The sequence below is a fragment of the Zoogloea sp. LCSB751 genome (assembly GCF_002028455.1).
Classification (GTDB): Bacteria; Pseudomonadota; Gammaproteobacteria; order Burkholderiales; family Rhodocyclaceae; genus Zoogloea.
The window spans coordinates 21,553-37,677 of the sequence record NZ_MWUM01000004.1 but is presented as its reverse complement, the minus strand read 5'-3'; the positions used below and the strand labels follow the sequence as shown (position 1 = coordinate 37,677).

General features: G+C 53.9%; 17 protein-coding genes. 9 read left to right on the top strand and 8 right to left on the bottom strand.

Translation table 11 applies throughout. The annotated features are described in order from the left end of the window. Window positions 1-15: 15 nt before the first annotated feature. The 6 genes from arsA to B4920_RS06035 are packed head-to-tail and all read right to left on the bottom strand — an operon-like array spanning window position 16 to window position 4,568. Window positions 16-1,764, bottom strand: coding sequence for an arsenical pump-driving ATPase (arsA, locus tag B4920_RS06060; RefSeq protein WP_079433729.1), 1,749 nt, complete (start codon window positions 1,762-1,764; stop codon window positions 16-18). Window positions 1,765-1,780: 16 nt separating this feature from the next. Beyond that, entirely contained in the window at window positions 1,781-2,158 is a 378-nt protein-coding gene (gene arsD, locus B4920_RS06055; protein WP_079433728.1) for an arsenite efflux transporter metallochaperone ArsD, read from the bottom strand. Between the two features lie 18 nt (window positions 2,159-2,176). Further along, a complete protein-coding gene (gene arsB, locus B4920_RS06050; RefSeq protein ID WP_173862644.1) occupies window positions 2,177-3,244 on the bottom strand; it encodes an ACR3 family arsenite efflux transporter in 1,068 nt (355 codons plus the stop codon). 2 nt (window positions 3,245-3,246) lie between these two features. Beyond that, on the bottom strand, window positions 3,247-3,660 hold the full coding sequence (locus B4920_RS06045) for an arsenate reductase ArsC (RefSeq protein ID WP_079433727.1): 414 nt from the start codon (window positions 3,658-3,660) through the stop codon (window positions 3,247-3,249). 24 nt (window positions 3,661-3,684) lie between these two features. Then, window positions 3,685-4,194, bottom strand: a complete 510-nt coding sequence (locus tag B4920_RS06040) for an arsenate reductase ArsC (protein ID WP_088179402.1) — start codon at window positions 4,192-4,194, stop codon at window positions 3,685-3,687. 11 nt (window positions 4,195-4,205) lie between these two features. After that, window positions 4,206-4,568, bottom strand: a complete 363-nt coding sequence (locus B4920_RS06035) for a helix-turn-helix transcriptional regulator (RefSeq protein WP_079433726.1) — start codon at window positions 4,566-4,568, stop codon at window positions 4,206-4,208. 163 nt (window positions 4,569-4,731) lie between these two features. On the opposite strand from B4920_RS06035, the gene B4920_RS06030 reads away from it, so the two are divergent. Together B4920_RS06030 and B4920_RS06025 are read left to right on the top strand one after the other, a co-directional pair. Continuing rightward, complete coding sequence (locus tag B4920_RS06030) at window positions 4,732-5,175, top strand: antitoxin Xre/MbcA/ParS toxin-binding domain-containing protein (protein ID WP_161493246.1); 444 nt, start codon at window positions 4,732-4,734, stop codon at window positions 5,173-5,175. 134 nt (window positions 5,176-5,309) lie between these two features. After that, window positions 5,310-6,443: a hypothetical protein gene (locus B4920_RS06025; RefSeq protein ID WP_079433724.1), complete on the top strand. Its 1,134-nt coding sequence runs from the start codon at window positions 5,310-5,312 to the stop codon at window positions 6,441-6,443. Window positions 6,444-6,490: 47 nt separating this feature from the next. Here B4920_RS06025 and B4920_RS06020 read toward each other — a convergent pair whose 3' ends face one another. After that, window positions 6,491-6,940 carry a hypothetical protein gene (locus tag B4920_RS06020; protein WP_079433723.1) on the bottom strand — a complete coding sequence of 150 codons (450 nt, stop codon included), beginning with the start codon at window positions 6,938-6,940 and terminating at the stop codon, window positions 6,491-6,493. Between the two features lie 151 nt (window positions 6,941-7,091). Between B4920_RS06020 and B4920_RS06015 the strand changes: the two genes are divergently transcribed. The 3 genes from B4920_RS06015 (at window position 7,092) to B4920_RS06005 (ending at window position 9,324) form a co-directional block, all read left to right on the top strand. Beyond that, complete coding sequence (locus B4920_RS06015; RefSeq protein ID WP_079433722.1) at window positions 7,092-7,325, top strand: helix-turn-helix domain-containing protein; 234 nt, start codon at window positions 7,092-7,094, stop codon at window positions 7,323-7,325. A 182-nt stretch (window positions 7,326-7,507) separates the two neighbouring features. Then, window positions 7,508-7,717 carry a hypothetical protein gene (locus tag B4920_RS28695; protein ID WP_139379439.1) on the top strand — a complete coding sequence of 70 codons (210 nt, stop codon included), beginning with the start codon at window positions 7,508-7,510 and terminating at the stop codon, window positions 7,715-7,717. A gap of 278 nt (window positions 7,718-7,995) precedes the next feature. Continuing rightward, window positions 7,996-9,324, top strand: coding sequence for a site-specific integrase (locus B4920_RS06005; protein WP_139379438.1), 1,329 nt, complete (start codon window positions 7,996-7,998; stop codon window positions 9,322-9,324). Window positions 9,325-9,475: 151 nt separating this feature from the next. On the opposite strand, the gene B4920_RS06000 is transcribed toward B4920_RS06005, so the two are convergent. Then, window positions 9,476-9,844: a transposase gene (locus B4920_RS06000; protein WP_161493245.1), complete on the bottom strand. Its 369-nt coding sequence runs from the start codon at window positions 9,842-9,844 to the stop codon at window positions 9,476-9,478. A 1,057-nt stretch (window positions 9,845-10,901) separates the two neighbouring features. Here B4920_RS06000 and B4920_RS28690 point away from each other — a divergent pair. The 4 genes from B4920_RS28690 to B4920_RS28680 are packed head-to-tail and all read left to right on the top strand — an operon-like array spanning window position 10,902 to window position 16,089. Further along, window positions 10,902-11,597, top strand: coding sequence for a hypothetical protein (locus B4920_RS28690; protein ID WP_139379437.1), 696 nt, complete (start codon window positions 10,902-10,904; stop codon window positions 11,595-11,597). Further along, the gene (locus B4920_RS28685) at window positions 11,590-13,593 is read left to right on the top strand and encodes a hypothetical protein (RefSeq protein ID WP_139379436.1); all 2,004 of its coding nucleotides are present in this window, start codon (window positions 11,590-11,592) and stop codon (window positions 13,591-13,593) included. Before B4920_RS28690 ends, B4920_RS28685 begins: the two co-directional genes overlap by 8 nt. Continuing rightward, a complete protein-coding gene (locus B4920_RS05995) occupies window positions 13,590-14,591 on the top strand; it encodes an ATP-binding protein (protein WP_079433718.1) in 1,002 nt (333 codons plus the stop codon). Before B4920_RS28685 ends, B4920_RS05995 begins: the two co-directional genes overlap by 4 nt. After that, window positions 14,575-16,089, top strand: coding sequence for a hypothetical protein (locus B4920_RS28680; protein WP_139379435.1), 1,515 nt, complete (start codon window positions 14,575-14,577; stop codon window positions 16,087-16,089). The genes B4920_RS05995 and B4920_RS28680 overlap by 17 nt, the downstream gene beginning before the upstream one ends. Window positions 16,090-16,125: the final 36 nt, after the last annotated feature.

Below are 16,125 nucleotides of genomic sequence, written 5' to 3'. Positions count from 1 at the left end.
TCGTCAGAGGTGTGGTCAGCCAACCAGGTGCTCTAATCCTGCCTTGCCCACCGGCGCCTCAGCCAGCCACGGAATCAGCGCGCAGCGACTTGCCAGTTCGTCAGCCACCCGCCGCACAAAGGGCACTTCATAGGTGCCACGCTGGCACAGCAGCGGGTCGGCGGTTCCACTGGCCAGCAGGGACTGGTTGATGACCCAGGCGTAGGGCGTGATGCCAGCCCGGGCCAGGTCACCCTGCAGGCGCTCGGCCTCGTGCACGGGCGTGGCTTCGGGCAGCGTCACGATCAGCACATGGGTGTAGGCCGGGTCGCGCAGCCGCGGCAGCAGCTGGCGCACCGACTCCGGCATGTCGCCCTGGGTACGCATGACTTCCCGATGGTAGGCCTCGGCGGCGTCGAGCAGCAGGATGGTGTGGCCAGTCGGCGCGGTGTCGAGCACCACGAAGCCGTTCTTGCCTTCATCCACGGTGCGGGCGAAGGCGCGGAAGACCGCAATCTCCTCGGTACAGGGCGAGCGCAGGTCTTCCTCCAGCATCGCCAGGCCACCGGCATCGAGACTCTTGCCGGCCTTGGTGAGGACTTCCGCGGTGTAGTCGGCCACTTCCCGGCGTGGGTCGATACGCGTGACGGACAGGCCGGGGATGGCCCCGTCCAGCGTCGCCGCCACGTGGGCCGCCGGGTCGGTGGTGGACAGCACGACCTTGCCGCCCCGCTGTGCGAGGGCCACCGCAATCGCCGCGGCGACCGAGGTCTTGCCGACGCCGCCCTTGCCCATCGTCATCACCACGCCGTGGCCGGAACAGGCCATCTCGTCCACCAGGCCGGCCAGCCCAGGAGGAAGTGTGGTGGCCGGCATGTTGCTCGATGTGGCGGGCGCTGCGGTTTCCGGATGCGCCATCACACGCAGCGCATCCAGGCCAACCGTGCCTTTGGGCAGGAAGGGAATCGTGCAGCCCGGCAATCTGGAGAGCTTGGCCGGCATCCGGGCCAGGGCTTCGGCAGCCCGTCGCGACATGGCCGTCGCAATGACATCATCTGATTGGTCCACCGCGAACAACCCATTGATGGCCAGCATCTGGTTGCGGATGCCCAGCTCCGCCAGTTCGCCCCGGGTGCGCTCGGCCTCCCGCAGCGACGCGGTTTCGGGCCGGCTGACCAGGACGACTGTGGTTTCTGCCGGATTGGACAGACGCGCCACCGTGGCTGCATACAAGGCCTTCTGCTTCTCCAGGCCGGCCAGCGGACCGAGGCAGGATGCGCCGCCGGTGGACGACGAGATGAACTCGTCCCACGCCGAAGGGAGCGTCAGCAAGCGCAGCGTGTGGCCGGTGGGCGCGGTGTCGAAGATGACGTGCTCGAAGTCGGCAGTCGCCGCCGGGTCGCCGAGCAGCTTGGAGAATTCGTCGAAGGCGGCGATCTCCACCGTACATGCCCCCGAGAACTGCTCCTCCATGCTCTGGATGGCCGCCGCCGGCAGGATGCCGCGGTACGGTGCAACCATCCGCTCTCGGTAGGCATAGGCCGCCGCTTCCGGGTCGATGTTGAGGGCGCACAGGCCCGGCGCGCCGGGAATGGCGGTCGGTGCCTGGCCCAATGCCACCCCCAGCACCTCGTCCAGGTTGGACGCCGGGTCGGTGCTCACGATCAATACCCGCTTGCCGGCTTCGGCCAGCGCCAGGCCGGTGGCGCAGGACAGGGACGTCTTGCCGACGCCGCCCTTGCCGGTGAAGAACAGGTAACGCGTTTCGGTGCGTGGGAGTGCCATGACTCGACTCCTCCGGTCAGCAACAGCCGGACTTGGGATCGCAGCAGCCACCGGCCGCGCTGATCTTGATTCGCGGCTTCTCTTCCGTCTTCAGCACGATGCCGAGCTTCTGCACCAGCTGCTGGCGCGACGGATACATGCCGGTGGACACGATATGACCGTCCACCGTGACGATGGGCAGGCGGTCCATGCCGGCTTCCATTTCCTTGATCACGGCCGGATTGGCGGCGAAGGCCTGGGGTTCCTGGCCGAGGTTGTGGCGGGCGACTTCCACGCCATGTTCCTCCACCCACTTCAGGTCGGCGGCGAACTGGGCCAGCACCGGATCCACATCCACGCCGCACACGCCGGTCGAACAGCACATGGCCGGATCGAACACTTCGAGTTTTTTCATGATGATCTCCTCGGAAAATCAGCGGGCCTCATACCAGCCCTTGGACGCATTGACGACCTTCACCACCAGCAGCATGACCGGCACCTCGATGAGGACGCCGACGACGGTGGCCAGCGCCGCGCCGGATTCGAAACCGAACAGGCTGATGGCCGCAGCAACGGCGAGTTCGAAGAAGTTGGATGCCCCGATCAGCGCCGACGGACAGGCCACATTATGCTTCTCGCCGACGGTACGGTTGAGCCAATAGGCGAGCGCGGAATTGAAGAACACCTGAATGAGGATGGGCACCGCCAGCAGCGCGATGACCAACGGCTGCTCCAGGATGGCCTTGCCCTGGAAGGCGAACAGCAACACCAGCGTGGCGAGCAGCGCCGAGATGGACCACGGCCCGATCTTCGCCATCGCTGCATCGAAGGCAGCCCGCCCCTTGGCCAGCAAGGCCTTGCGCCATAGCTGAGCCAGCACCACCGGAATCACGATGTAGAGCACCACCGAAGTCAGCAGCGTCGCCCACGGCACCGTGATGGCCGAGATGCCAAGCAGCAGGCCCACCAGCGGTGCGAAGGCGAACACCATGATGGCGTCGTTCAGCGCGACCTGGGACAGGGTGAACAATGGGTCGCCATCCGACAGCTTGCTCCATACGAAGACCATGGCGGTACATGGCGCCGCAGCCAGCAGGATGAGGCCGGCCACGTAGCTGTCGAGCTGGTCCGCCGGCAGCATCGGCGCAAACAGGTTGCGCACGAACAGCCAGCCCAGCAGCGCCATCGAGAAGGGTTTGACCAGCCAGTTCACGAACAGCGTCACGCCGATGCCACGCACGTGCTGCTTCACTTCGTGCAGTGCGCCGAAATCCACCTTCACCAGCATCGGGATGATCATCACCCAGATCAGCAGGCCCACCGGCAGATTCACCTGGGCGACTTCGAGGCGGCCGATCCCCTGGAAAAGCCCCGGCGCAAACTGGCCGAGCGCAATGCCGGCGACGATGCACAGGAAGACCCACACCGTCAGGTAGCGCTCGAAGAAGCCCATTGGCGCGCCAGCGGCGACCTTGGCGGTCATCTCACATTGGGCCGACATGCCTACAGCTCCAACGCGGTACGAACGACCGGCACCAGGGTGGCGCGGATCTCGTCGCGGACCAGTATGAAGCTCTCCAGCGCTTCGCCATGGGGATCATGGAAAGGCATGTGCATACGCGGTACCGGGCGCGGGAAGATCGGGCAGCTCTCCTTGGCGTTGTCGCAAACGGTCACCACCAGGTCGATGCGCTCGTCCATCACCGCATCGATGGTCTTGGGGTAAAGGCCGTCGGTGGGCAGGCCCGCCTCTTTCAAGGCGGCGATGGCGCCGTCGGCGACCTTCGGCTGCGGGACGGTGCCGGCCGACAAGGCGCGGACTTGACCAGCCAGTTCGTGATTGAGGATGGCCTCAGCCATCTGGGAGCGGCAGGAGTTACCGGTGCACAGCACCAGCACGGTCTTCAGTTCGGACATGGTCGTTTCTCGTGGTGGTCGGGCTTAGTCGCCGGTCTTGCGAAGGTCGCCGATGGTGTTCAGTTCGTTCTGTAGGGACAGGGCATCGAGCTTGCCGATGGGCAGGCTCGAGAACAGAGCAATACGACGATTGAGCAAGCGGAAGGCCATCGATACCGCGTGGCGCTTGGTGCTTTCGTCCCCTTCGGCAGCGGCAGGGTCCTCGATCCCCCAATGTGCCGTCATCGGCTGCCCCGGCCACACCGGGCAGACTTCACCGGCCGCGTTGTCGCAGACCGTGAAGACGAAATCGAGCTTCGGCGCATCGGGCGCGGCAAACTCGTCCCAGCTCTTGCTGCGCAGACCTTCGGTCGGTAGCCCCTGCTGCTTGAGCAAGTCGAGCACGAAGGGATTCACTGCGCCATTCGGATGGCTGCCGGCGCTGTAGGCCCGGAAACGGCCCTTCCCGACATGGTTGAGAATCGATTCCGCCAGGATACTGCGCGCGGAGTTGCCGGTGCAGAGGAAGAGGAGATTCAGGACGTGTTCGGTCACGATGGTTCCTTTCAGCAAGAAGAGGTGTCGTCGCCGAGCTTCCTGCGCTTTGCGACGGTGTCGCAGGCGGAGGTTTTGGGCAGGCAGGCCTCGCCCTGGCAGCAGTTGCTGGTCAGGAAGGCGATGAGCTCGTCCATCGTCGCGTACTCCGCGGAGTAGCGGATGAAGCGGCTTTCCTTCTGTCCCCGGATAAGCCCCACACGGGTGAGGTGGGACAGGTGGAAGGACAGGGTCGGCGCCGGAAGGCCCAGTTTTTCTCCAATCACGCTGGGGAAAAGCCCCTCTGTGCCCGCTTCCACCAGCAGGCGGAAGATGCTCAGACGGGACTCGTGGCCCAAGGCGGCAAGAAGTTCGGCGGCGTTTAGTGTTTCCATAGTTCAAGTATTATAGAAATATAAAAGGTTTGTTGTGAAGTTTTTGTTGCAAGGCGAGGAGGCGTCTCGCCCCCAAGCGCCGGGTGGTGAACAGAAAAATAGGGATGGAAGGTGTGACTGCGGCATCATCCGGGCAACTGAATGCACTTCAGAGGAGATGCTCTTGAAACCCGACTCAATGGTGCTCGCAAAGAGCCTGTATCAAGCATCGCCGGCGGAGCGTGTGAGTCTCATCCGTAACGGCGTGCCAGCTTCCCGTATCGTAAATCTCGTGGAGGCGATGCATGTCTCGCGAGAACACTTGCTGGGCATGCTCAATCTGCCGAGCACATCAATCAGACTGAAGATCCGTCAAGGTGCGATGCTCGCAACCGAGCAGGCCGAGCGTGTCGTCGGCTTGGAACGACTGATTGGCCAGATTGTGATCATGGTGGAAGACTCGGGCGATCCCAAGGAGTTTGATGCGGCTGGGTGGGTCGGTGAATGGCTTGAACGGCCGCTCGCCGCCCTGGGAGGGGCGAAGCCGGCCGATTTCATGGACACGATGACGGGACAGACTCTTGTTTCCAGTCTGCTCGTACAGGTGCAGGCCGGGGTTTTTACGTAAAGCAGGCCGATGCCGCTTCACCCACGCAACGTTCAACGGAGCCGGAAAACGGGGTTCTGAGTATTCAAATGAAATTCTTCATTGCAATGGCTTAAGATCATTCGCTGATTCTGTTTTCTTAAGCGACCCGAGCCATGCCGCTGACCGCGTATTCGATCTCTCATTCCGGTGAGCTTGACGTCGAACAGACGTTACACCAACTCTCCGCTCAATTCGGGGTGCCTTACACCTCGGTGGACTCCATCCCCGAGGTTTGGCGCGACTACCTTCGGATCGATTTGCAGTGCCCAAGCTGCTTTGTGACCGGGGCTGAGGTTGTCCGATCGACGACAAAAAAAACGGGGAAAGCCAGCCGCCAGTCCTTCTTCAGATTCACGACGCCGGGTCACAAGCCTCACTGCGACTTCGGTAGTCCGGAGACAGCGAATGCCATTCCCGAAAATTTGGTTTCGCTGACGGAGTCGAAGTCGAAGCTGACCCGGGCGGTCAGGGAGTTGGTCTGCACAGGCATCGAACAGGGTATCTTCAGCCAAGTCTCGATCCGCAACATGCGCGAGTGGTTCTTCAACACGAAGGTTGAGTCGCTTTTCGTGGTTACGCTCGATCCACAGCTATACGCTTGGATCTCCGTGCTGCGGGAGAACACTTTCTTGTCGTCTCTGGGGCTACCGGCAGGGGTAGCCCTGACTCCAGAAATTGCCGCTTTGCCGCAGTTTGATTGGCGCGCAGAGGCTGCTCGACGGGTCATGGAGCGCTACCCACAGCATGAAGCGAACATGAAGGCAATCACTGATCAACGTATCATTGGTATGTTCAGCCCTGCCGGAAGGCGTGCCGAAGCCTTGACGCAACGCTTCCAGGGACGTTCCGTGTTCGATCCGACGGTGCTGTCCGACGAGTATCGCAAGACCTGCGCCTTGGCCGATTTTATCGGCCGCAACTACGCGCCGTTGAAAGCAGCAAGGGGTAACTCCGGCACCGAGAGTGTGCTGGCGTTTGCCGCACTGCTGCTGTTCATTCGGGACTGGGACATCGGCCAGGCAATCTCCGATTTCGTGAAGATCGTTGCCGCGGTAGGACGCGCGAATCAGGACTTGGGCAACGTCATGGGGCTCAACCCATTCCATGACTACGAAGCCTGGAGGATCCTGAAGCAGCTGCAGGGTCTGAACATTGCAGTGCCTGAGAACATCGACATCAAGGCTGAACGTATGGCCATGGAAGCAGCGTTGCGTAAGCAGTTTGGAGCACCGCCGATGCCCGTCTGACCTTGTTGGATTGCAGTCCCGGGAGAATCTGCCAGAACCTATCTCACCTAAGCAGCAGCGGGTTCAGCCATATCTTTGAAAGCGAATTCCCGACAAAGCTCGAATTCGGTGTTGTCCCGATCGTTTTGGACGGAGTGGTACAGGTTGCCATTTGCAACTTCGTATCGGTGAGACCAGGCATTCGACGGATCTCTCCAGATCCGAACCAGCGGCTCCATCTTCCAGCGCCGCGTGCCATTCATGTGCGGCGGGCTGACGAGTTGAAGGTCGATAACCGTGACGTCATCTTGTCGCTGATCGAGAAACGACAGCAGATCATGCGAGGGATGGGAGATCAAAATGATCTCCGGGAATTCGCCTTCCGGCGATTTGACCAAGCAATTCAGGTAGAACCATTCATCGAACGTAGCCAAAGTGGCTGCCCTCCAGACATTCATTCCATCACCATAAAACTGGCTGGCAAATGGGTGACGTGCGGCATTATCGGTGAGGAACATCAGACTCTCTCATAGCAACAAATAACCAGTGCACCGTTGAAACGGTTCGACTGGTCAGGTGATGGGATTGGAACAGACGAGGGGAATCCATCGAATGGAATGTAGATTATATTCCGTGGATTGATAATCTCGCCACCGGCATCGTTCGTCGGTGGTCAAATCTTTCGACGAACTTCGTGCCGACCTTGCCGCCGAGATCAAGCAATCTCGAAAGCGGCTTGGGCTATCTCAAGAGGCATTGGCCTTGCAGGCCGAGGTAGATCGGACCTACGTCTCGCAACTGGAGCGCGGGGTCGCCAATCCCTCGTTGCTGATCCTTCATCGGATTTCTGTCGTGCTGGGCGTGGACTTGTCGGTCAGCCTGAGTCGAACGGGCAATACGTGACCTGTCGGTTAAGACACTAGATTTCCCCATTCTCGTACTTATGGACTGCCAGGCATTGCGGGCGTAGCAAAGCCCATTACGACGGACCATCAACTTACTGATGCCTGATGATCCTGCCTTCGCAGGAGCTGTGCACGCCGCAGTCGACGTGGAGCACGTGAGGCGGGTGGATCTAGCCATTAATGCAAAATGTCCGCAGCATCAAAAGCACCTTATTTTTTATCTTTTTAAAACAGAAGCTTCTAGGGGATGTGTATAGATTTTCCCTTCATCCCGGTCGCCCCCTGGACAGCCAGACTCAGTGGACGGCAGCGCTTGCTTTGCAAGGGATGATCACGTTGCCGGATCACCTGCGCACGAAACCCGGACGGGATGCGCATCTCGCCGGATGACCTGCTCAAGAGAGTCGAAATCTCCACTCCTGCCGCAGCCAGGTCGTTGCAGACTGCTTCGACCATCTCATAGCTCACAGCACTCGCCATCGGACTGTCTCTTTCTCTTAGGGGTAATGCAAGGTCGGCAGGATACATCTGCGGCAAAGATCGTTTCATATATTGCGCAATAGCGCAATATTAATGGAGAGCAAAAACAAATAATATCGAGTTCTGCAATTATCGTTACAATTTATCCATCCACGTCCCCGATGAGCTGTGCCGACATCAGCGCAAGAATGAGCGACCCCACCATGTCCATCATCCCTCTGGCCATTTTTCCGGACGGCCAGAAAGACGGCCTCGGCACTACGTCCAGCAGTGTCGTCATCGGCAACTCCCTCGGTGCGTACAACGATCAGGAGGCCGTCCTGATCTGGCTGAACACGCACGCCAAGAATCCCCACACGCGCAAGGCCTATCTGCAGGAGGTGCGGCGCTTCGCCGCCTTCATGGTCCATGTGCGCGGCACGATCCTGGCGGGCGCGACGGTTGCCGACCTGGAAGCGTTCCGCAGCTGGCTTTCCTCACCTTCTCGGCCAGACCAGGGCTGGCCGACCGCCTTCGTGCCATTTCGTGTCGGCGCGGACGGGCGATGGCAGGGCTTGTCGCTGGGTAGTCGACGCAGGGCAGACACAACCATTCGTGGGCTGTACGGCTTTCTGCACGCGGGCGGCTACCTGCGAGCCAATCCCTTCCTGCAGCTCGGAAAACTCACTGGTGAGGAAATCTCTCTCGACGAACTCGCACGGCGGGGCCTGACCGCTCGGGAATACGCGCGCCAACTACGCCAGCAGGCCATTCGAGACGACAACCTGGGGCAGGACAAAGCGTTCTCGTTCGAGCTGTGGCGCTGGCTCCGGGGCTTTCTGGATGCACCGGAAAACACTTGGCAGATCGCAGGTAAGAGCACCGAAGATGAGGAAGAGCCGGCCGACCGCAAGGTCGAACCGTGGTCGGCAGAGCGTAGGGCCCGTCTGCGTTGCATCCTGCTGTTCGGCTACGCTGCCGCCAGCCGGCGCTCGGAACTCTCCGAAGCGATGATGAACGCCATCGTACGAAGCGGCACACGCTGGGTCTGGAAAGTCGTCGGCAAGGGGCGTAATGCGGCGGACGGCCCTGACCGCGTCACGTTGGATGAGGATGCCATGAATGCGCTGCAGCAGTATCGATTGACGCGCGGCTTAGGCGCCTGGCCCGATCCGGGCGAGTTCGAAGTGCCCGTGATCGCAAAACTGACCCCTAGACGCCGCCGTCGGACTGAACTGAAAACCGGTGCAAACGTCACTGCAGGCTATCTGAACCTGGAACTACGCCGCTTCTTCGATTTCGCCGCCGTCTTTGCTGCAAGGGTCAACCCGGGCTGGGCGCTCAGTTTGCGCCAAGCCGCATCCCACTGGCTGCGCCACACCCGCGGCAGCCACTTTGCGCTCGGCCATGTATCCCTGGCCCGCACCGCGGAACAGTTGCGCCACAAAGACCCCAGAACCACCAGCCGTTACTACGTTCACATGAAAGATGAGGAACGGGGTGAGGCGGTCGATGCTATTTCGCAACTCCTGAAGTAAGGCAGTCAGAGCCCTCCGAACTAATCTCTAAGCTGTATTGAATTTCTTAACTGCTTGATTTTTCAACGAACAGCATCAAGCTCAGCTCCAAGAAAATTAATAATTTCTTCCACGTTTTGGAAGTAATTATTATATCCAGTTGCGACCGGAACTAAAGGCTAAGCTCCAGTGCGATAGCTAATGAGTTTGCCCCCGATTTTGAGGGCCGCATCAGGCCGCGCACCTTCAATTCTTCATCCATAGCGAGCAGCTTGCCACCTGCCAGCGAGGCGCGCGACCTCGGTGAGGAAGCGCCAGGCGATGTCGCGGTTTTCACCAGGCAATCGCGAAAGCGGCTGAAAACGGATTGATTCGGCCCGCCCGACTCCAGGCCCTGATCGAGTAACCAGTGAAACAGCAGGTTGCAATCGAGTTGTTCGCTGAACTGTCGATCCGAGTTTGCTGAGTAGAACACGATCAGCAATTTGGCCTTGAGCAGCCGCTCCAGGGGAATCGCCGGTCGACCGTATCTCGCGTACAAACCATCGAGTTCTGACGAAAAAGCCGGCGGCGCCGAGTCAGCCAGCTTCGTTACGGGACGTAGCGAATGATCGGTCTGCAGTTGATAGCAACGTTAATTCACTGCAGTGATCAGACGACCCGGTCGCTTCCGGAAAAGCAATTCATTACCTTCTTCAGTGCCTTACCTTCTCAGTAATCCGAAAGCTATGGAGATTATCCGAGGCGCGCAACGTGCAATCGATTCCATGAATGGTCGTGGTTCAAACGTCAGACTCTATTGAGACAAGGAGAGTTTGAGTTCAGCTTTGGAGAAATTGTTTCTTCGGAGAATCATTGAGCCTCTCAGAGGCTCTTGGCCCGTGGACGTTAAGTTCAATGAACCCAACAGTCAAACGCCAAGCAGTTGATTTTGACGTTCATGGCTGATCCGTTCGATCCAGTGCGACTCTCAGTCGTCCATAGGCAAGTTCAAGTCATTCAAATTTTAAACAGGTTCAGTCTCGAAATTTCCCCAACATTGCGGCCAAGAGCCCAACGCTTCTGATTGCAAAGTTATCTCATTTCATCTTCCAGAAATCCAGTTTGAGAGGCGTTGGTTCATCTTCACATTGAATGCATAACTTACTCATTTTAAGGTCATCGTTGGAAGTTGTCACAATGATTATCCTGGTACAGGAGATTGAAAAACGGCAAAAATGCCTGTTCTGAATTGAGATCCGCAGTTGTTTGAATTGTCGAATGGATTTAATTTCAAGGGTTATTTTTTTGTTGCAAAAACGGATCCAGAGCTGATTTTTCACATTTCACCATATCTCATTAGCATTCAAATGTTAATTGATTTTCATTATAATTTTTCCATTTGATCCATTGCCTTTAGTATTAATTAATTGTTGAAATAATCATTAGCAAATAAATTAATTCGCAAAAAAATAAAATTACATTGCGCGTCAATAAATGCAACTTGTTGTATTTAAAGAAAAATTTGACTTTATGTTTGTGTTTAAAACCACCCCCTTGCCGCGATGGTGTTTATGGCCTAAAAACAGATTGGAATAGTCTTAGGCTGAGGTGATTTCATGACAGACATGGGTCATAGGACAACTTTGTCTGCTGGTATCCGAAATTCGGTGAGAGATCTCTACAAGCAGCGAGCTCACAAGAATGAGAATATTTGGCTAATCTACAGTCTTAAGACTGATAGGGACTGGCTCTTAACATCAGATCGCGAGCTGGTGCTTTGCCTCGGCTATCTTGAGAGCAATCCGAACATAGAGCACTATGAAATCAACCCTGAGATTAGCAAGGATCGGTCATATCGAATTCCCCGTGCCGTAACTGCATCAGCGAGAACATACGCTGGAGAGGTCGAATGGTATTTCGTCATGTCCGACTCTGTAGGTGATGCGGTCATTACAGAGACAGCGGATGCGTCGATGGAACATCCCTCTAGGCCGAAGTGCAATTTCATTACAACAGCTGATTTAAAGTCTAAAGCAACCCTAGCAGTTCGCTGGCTCAATATTCTCAGCTTCGGAGCTGAATTGAGAAACCTAGTTGGATCACCAAAGCTAGCGGCTCACGAATCCGCAACAATGTCAGCGGTGACAGCAATTAGACATGGGACCATACGATCATTGCTTAACGATCTTCACATGTTCGATGAGATGCTGATCTTGGGCTTGATTGTCAAATTTGCATGTAAAGGAAAGGTGGTGTTGGCTCTAGAAAAACGCTGCTTTGGAAACCATACGGAATGGATCTTAAATGGCTAGACTAAGCAGGAGGGATGTCATTAGTGAGGCGCCGTCATTAGATGAATGGCCGACACTTAATGCTGATGCATTGCCAGAGTGTGATTCGATGCTTTACTTGGCAAGAGTGCAAGCGGTAACAATGTTCTTCCGCGGAGACGGGCGCGTCAGAGAAATCACAGAAGTGACAGGGATAACGAATCTCTCCTACTTTGTGAAGAGGTGTCTGCAGATTGCGCCGGATGGGGTGATATGGGGCTTTAGGGCCTTGGCCCCCAATCGTCGCATCAAGAGTTATGAGCGAAATAGATCTGTTGGTTGTAAGTTGCCGCAGGATAAGGGGGGGCTTGCTGGCGCTTTAGGTAATATATTTAAGCGTTTTCCTGATGTTGAAAAGAAACTAACTGATCTCATCTTAAAGAAGAAAGGGAGTGGAGCTGTATATGAGAAAAGAATAAGAGTGATTGATGTTCATGCGCGCTTTATTTCTGAGTTGGAACGTAATGGAGTAGAGAAATCGGAATGGCCATTTAATTCAACGTATAGAGGGCTACGATCGATTAATCGATTTTTTCATACTGTTCTTGATGAGAGCTTAGATGGTTCAGTGGCTGCTCGAGAATCTGAAACGGCGAATTGTCATTTGCCTGTAGGGACAGGTATCGAACCGTTGATTAGTTTTGAGGAAATCTACGCAGCAGTGGAAGTAGATGCGCACCATATTGATGCACATACGACATTACAACTGATTTCTTCTTCAGGCGATGAGATTGAGCTTCTGCTCGAGAGATTATGGCTGCTGATTGCGATTGAGCGCCGAAGTACCTTGATCTTGGGTCATCTTCTTGTTTATAGCAGCGAGGTATCTAGCGACGATGTACTAAGGCTATTAAGAAGAGTATTGGACCCGAGTGTCGAAAGGCTCCCATTAACGATACCGGGACTTGAATATCCACCTAACTCTGGTCTGCCCAAAGAGATCGATCCCCGCTTCGCAGGGGTAAGGTGGGGAGTGCTAATGCTTGATGGCGCTTTAGCTCATTTAGCAGAGAGTATCCGTGAGAGGGCTAGGAAGGCGACGGGCTTTTCTGTTAACTGGGGGCCAGTCGGGCATTTTGAGAGGCGTGCAAATGTAGAGCGGACATTTCGGACAGTCCATGACTGCCTATTTGGCAGATACCCTTCTAGTACTGGAAGCAATCCTCAGTCAGGACGGGTTCCGAAAGGAGAAGAGGTCGCCAGGACATTAAGACTACGTTCAGACCATGCTGAGCAGCTAATTTCTTATCATGTTGCAAGGCATAATATTTTGGAGACGGAAGGTCTTAATTATTTAAGTCCAATACAATTTGCAATAATGAGAATCGAAAAAGAAGATGGTCATATGTTGCTCAGAAAAGGACTTCTGGATAGCTCGGATAAGGTCAACCCTATACCACTATATCTTATCGTCACCGTTAGAGGTTCAATCAAGAATGGTCGTCGACCATATATACAACTAGATCGAGGTAGATACACAAACGATGTTCTTTCGCACGCCAGTGGATTGATTGGAAAGAGAATTAGAATAGAGGTAAATGAAGAGGATATGCGTCAGGTCAGGGCCTTTCTAGAGAGCGACGGGGGATGTATCGGTTACCTTCGGGCATTGCCTCCCTGGAATAGAGTCAAGCACGACAGGCGGACACGTCAAGCAATTAATAGATTGATTTCTAAGAGATTGATAACCCTGACATCCACAGCTGATCCGGTTGATGTCTACATGAGCTATTTGTCGAGCTTGGCTACTGAGCGAAGAGGCGCTGCGAAACATAAAAGAAGCAACAGGCAAGCGGTTTCGGAGATGCAGCGAGTTTCGAAGTCGACTGGTGTTGGTTTAGTCTCTGAAAAATCAAACATCAATAGTATGGACATACCTGAAGGCAATAAGTTGAAGAATATCTATTCTGTCAAGACGCATTTTGAGCCACAGGATCCAATTGATATTCAGAGCATATTAAACAAGGCGAAATCATGAGCTCACTTGGGGAAGGGGTTGAGATTTTCTCATTTCCACAATCTAACCAGAATTCCGATTTTGAAAGGTTTGATTCTCACCCATTATTTCGAAGGCGTTACATTATTTCCACGCCAGTTGTGAGGCGTGTTTTCATGATTCTCATAGAGCGAGTGAAATATCGAAGGACAGGGTGCTACTTATACGGGACACCAAGAACTGGAAAGACACGTTGTGCAAATGCAATGGAAGTCCTGCTGCAAAAGAGCTTTCCGAAACTATTCATTCTCTCTTTTGATGCCGATAGATGTTCCACAAAGAGTGTTTTTGTTTCAAGAATGCTTGATTCGTTTGGATTGATCCACCCAAAAAGATCAACTGTTTCAGAAAGCATGAATTTAATCTTGGCTCATATTGTGACCCAGATTGCGGAACGTTGCGGTGATCAGTTTTTGATGATTATCGATGAAATGCAGTTCTTGTCGGAAAATGAGTACATTCAGCTCCTTTCACTCCATAATAGGCTTGATCGTCTCGGAATTTCGATGACAACTGTCGGTTTTGCTCAGCCAGAAATTAACGATCAACGCACGGGGCTTTTTGCGACAAACTCCCATCAACTTATTGCCAGGTTTCTGGCTGAGCCAATTGCATTTATTGGGTGCGACGGGCCAGATACGCTGAGGGATATACTTCGTTGTTACGACAATGATCTTGTTTATCCAGTTGATACTAAGTGTTCCTATACGAAATACTTTGTGCCGACTGCCTTTGATTCAGGATTTCGTCTTGAAAAATTCGTCGAACTGCTATGGGGCATCTTTGAAACTGTCTTGAGACCAGCTCGGCGCGATATACCCATGGAGCATTTAACAAGAACCATAGAATCAATTTTAATAAGAAGCCACAATCTAGATTCCGAATCATATCAACTCGAAGGTGAATTCGTTACTAGGTGCGTAATTGATTCTGGCTTAGAGGAATTTACGAGGCTTTTTATAAATGGAACTAACGATTAGCAATCCACCATTTTCAAGATTTGTGTGGGGTCAGGGAGCTCCAACCCCGTTTGAGTCTTCTTGGTTGATTTTTTTGAAGATGATGGCTCTAAATAATTGCACATTTAATCATGTTTTCAAATATTTGTGCGCGGATACATATTGCCGTCAGGATATCGAAAATCCATTGAAAGTTGTTAGTGTTTTTGATTCAAAATGGGTTGATTTTCAAAAATTCTCAAGAGCGCTTGGAGGGGTTTCGGAGCGTTCCTTGAGAGCAGCTTTTCTAAGCGAACTTGCATTTCCATTGCAGTATAGGTTTGCAATTCGACACTGCCCTGAGTGTATTGGAAATGGGTATCACTCAGTATTTTTTCAGATCAATTCTCTTGAGCGCTGCCCTTGGCACGGACATGAACTTGTTCTGTGTTCGTGTTGCAGTTCAGCACTAGGGCAAGGGTTCAAATCTCAAGGTGGAAAGAGTTGTAGTGCTGAGGAATGGTCTTTTTCCCTGAAATGCGGGCATGTTGTCATAGAGCCTGTTGAGGTTCCATTCGTACTTTCACCAACTCCAGAATTTCGAGATCTTGTACTAAATACGTCAAAAACATTTCTTAAGTGGTGGAGGCGTGTTCTGAATAACGAGGGCCATCCAAACTTATCGCTTGGCCTGATAGTGATATCAATCGATGGAGGATATTTGAGAGACGTCGATCTGAAGTTGATGACTCTAGGCCATGCGAAACATCTAGGCGGCCCCTGCCCATGGCCAATCACTGACAGCGATATAGGATTTCGGTCTTGTGTTTGGGAGGATTGTGGCGAGATACGTCACTCAAGCGGGGATTGGCGTACTGTTATGAAGTCCATTCGACGACATATCTTTCGTCGTTACGTTAGACGTCACAGAGGATGTTATGGGCGCCTGGCAAAGCTATCCACGCTTGCATCACATGCATTGAATGGAAAAAGCGTCTGCTTTTGTGCGCTTTCATTTATTTTGTGGAGAATGGAATTTGAGGGCTTTTCGAAAGTCGGTCCGTGGCATAATAATAAAAATAGCGTTGAGTTTGCTGACAGGTTCCCGGAGGAGGATTCTCTCAAACAAAAAGCGTACAGTGTATATATGGCTTTTTTTATGCTATGGTGGCAGCTCTATTCGAATTCGCCACATAGAAAGGTAAGCATTGTTCTTGCGAAGGGCTTTGTAGATCGAGACTATTATAGAAGTATAATCAGAATAAAAAGCAGGAAAAATACTCAGATTTTTCAATTTGACGACCCCGCAGAAAGTGAATGTAAGATCACCTACGCCTTGATGCCAATTCCCGAGGAGTTAAGTAGAAAAGAGAGTAAAAATTGTATTTTACAAAGAAAGGATGAAAATCTATTTAGTTTGGCGGGGGGCTGGAGTGTTTCAAGTTGGGCGTATGCTCCGGCGCCTGAAATAATGGCTCGACTATGGCCTGGTCATGAAGTGACGAGGGTGCATGGTATTGTGACAGCTGTTGGCGCATAGACGAATGCGTAGCAGACAGGCATCGAGAATGGAGAC

Coding starts and splice junctions, on each gene's coding strand:
- arsA (WP_079433729.1), bottom strand. CDS start 1,764: ATGGCACTCCCACGCACCGAAACGCGTTACCTGTTCTTCACCGGCAAG.
- arsD (WP_079433728.1), bottom strand. CDS start 2,158: ATGAAAAAACTCGAAGTGTTCGATCCGGCCATGTGCTGTTCGACCGGC.
- arsB (WP_173862644.1), bottom strand. CDS start 3,244: ATGTCGGCCCAATGTGAGATGACCGCCAAGGTCGCCGCTGGCGCGCCA.
- B4920_RS06045 (WP_079433727.1), bottom strand. CDS start 3,660: ATGTCCGAACTGAAGACCGTGCTGGTGCTGTGCACCGGTAACTCCTGC.
- B4920_RS06035 (WP_079433726.1), bottom strand. CDS start 4,568: ATGGAAACACTAAACGCCGCCGAACTTCTTGCCGCCTTGGGCCACGAG.
- B4920_RS06025 (WP_079433724.1), top strand. CDS start 5,310: ATGCCGCTGACCGCGTATTCGATCTCTCATTCCGGTGAGCTTGACGTC.
- B4920_RS06020 (WP_079433723.1), bottom strand. CDS start 6,940: ATGTTCCTCACCGATAATGCCGCACGTCACCCATTTGCCAGCCAGTTT.
- B4920_RS28695 (WP_139379439.1), top strand. CDS start 7,508: ATGCAAAATGTCCGCAGCATCAAAAGCACCTTATTTTTTATCTTTTTA.
- B4920_RS06005 (WP_139379438.1), top strand. CDS start 7,996: ATGAGCGACCCCACCATGTCCATCATCCCTCTGGCCATTTTTCCGGAC.
- B4920_RS28690 (WP_139379437.1), top strand. CDS start 10,902: ATGACAGACATGGGTCATAGGACAACTTTGTCTGCTGGTATCCGAAAT.
- B4920_RS28685 (WP_139379436.1), top strand. CDS start 11,590: ATGGCTAGACTAAGCAGGAGGGATGTCATTAGTGAGGCGCCGTCATTA.
- B4920_RS05995 (WP_079433718.1), top strand. CDS start 13,590: ATGAGCTCACTTGGGGAAGGGGTTGAGATTTTCTCATTTCCACAATCT.
- B4920_RS28680 (WP_139379435.1), top strand. CDS start 14,575: ATGGAACTAACGATTAGCAATCCACCATTTTCAAGATTTGTGTGGGGT.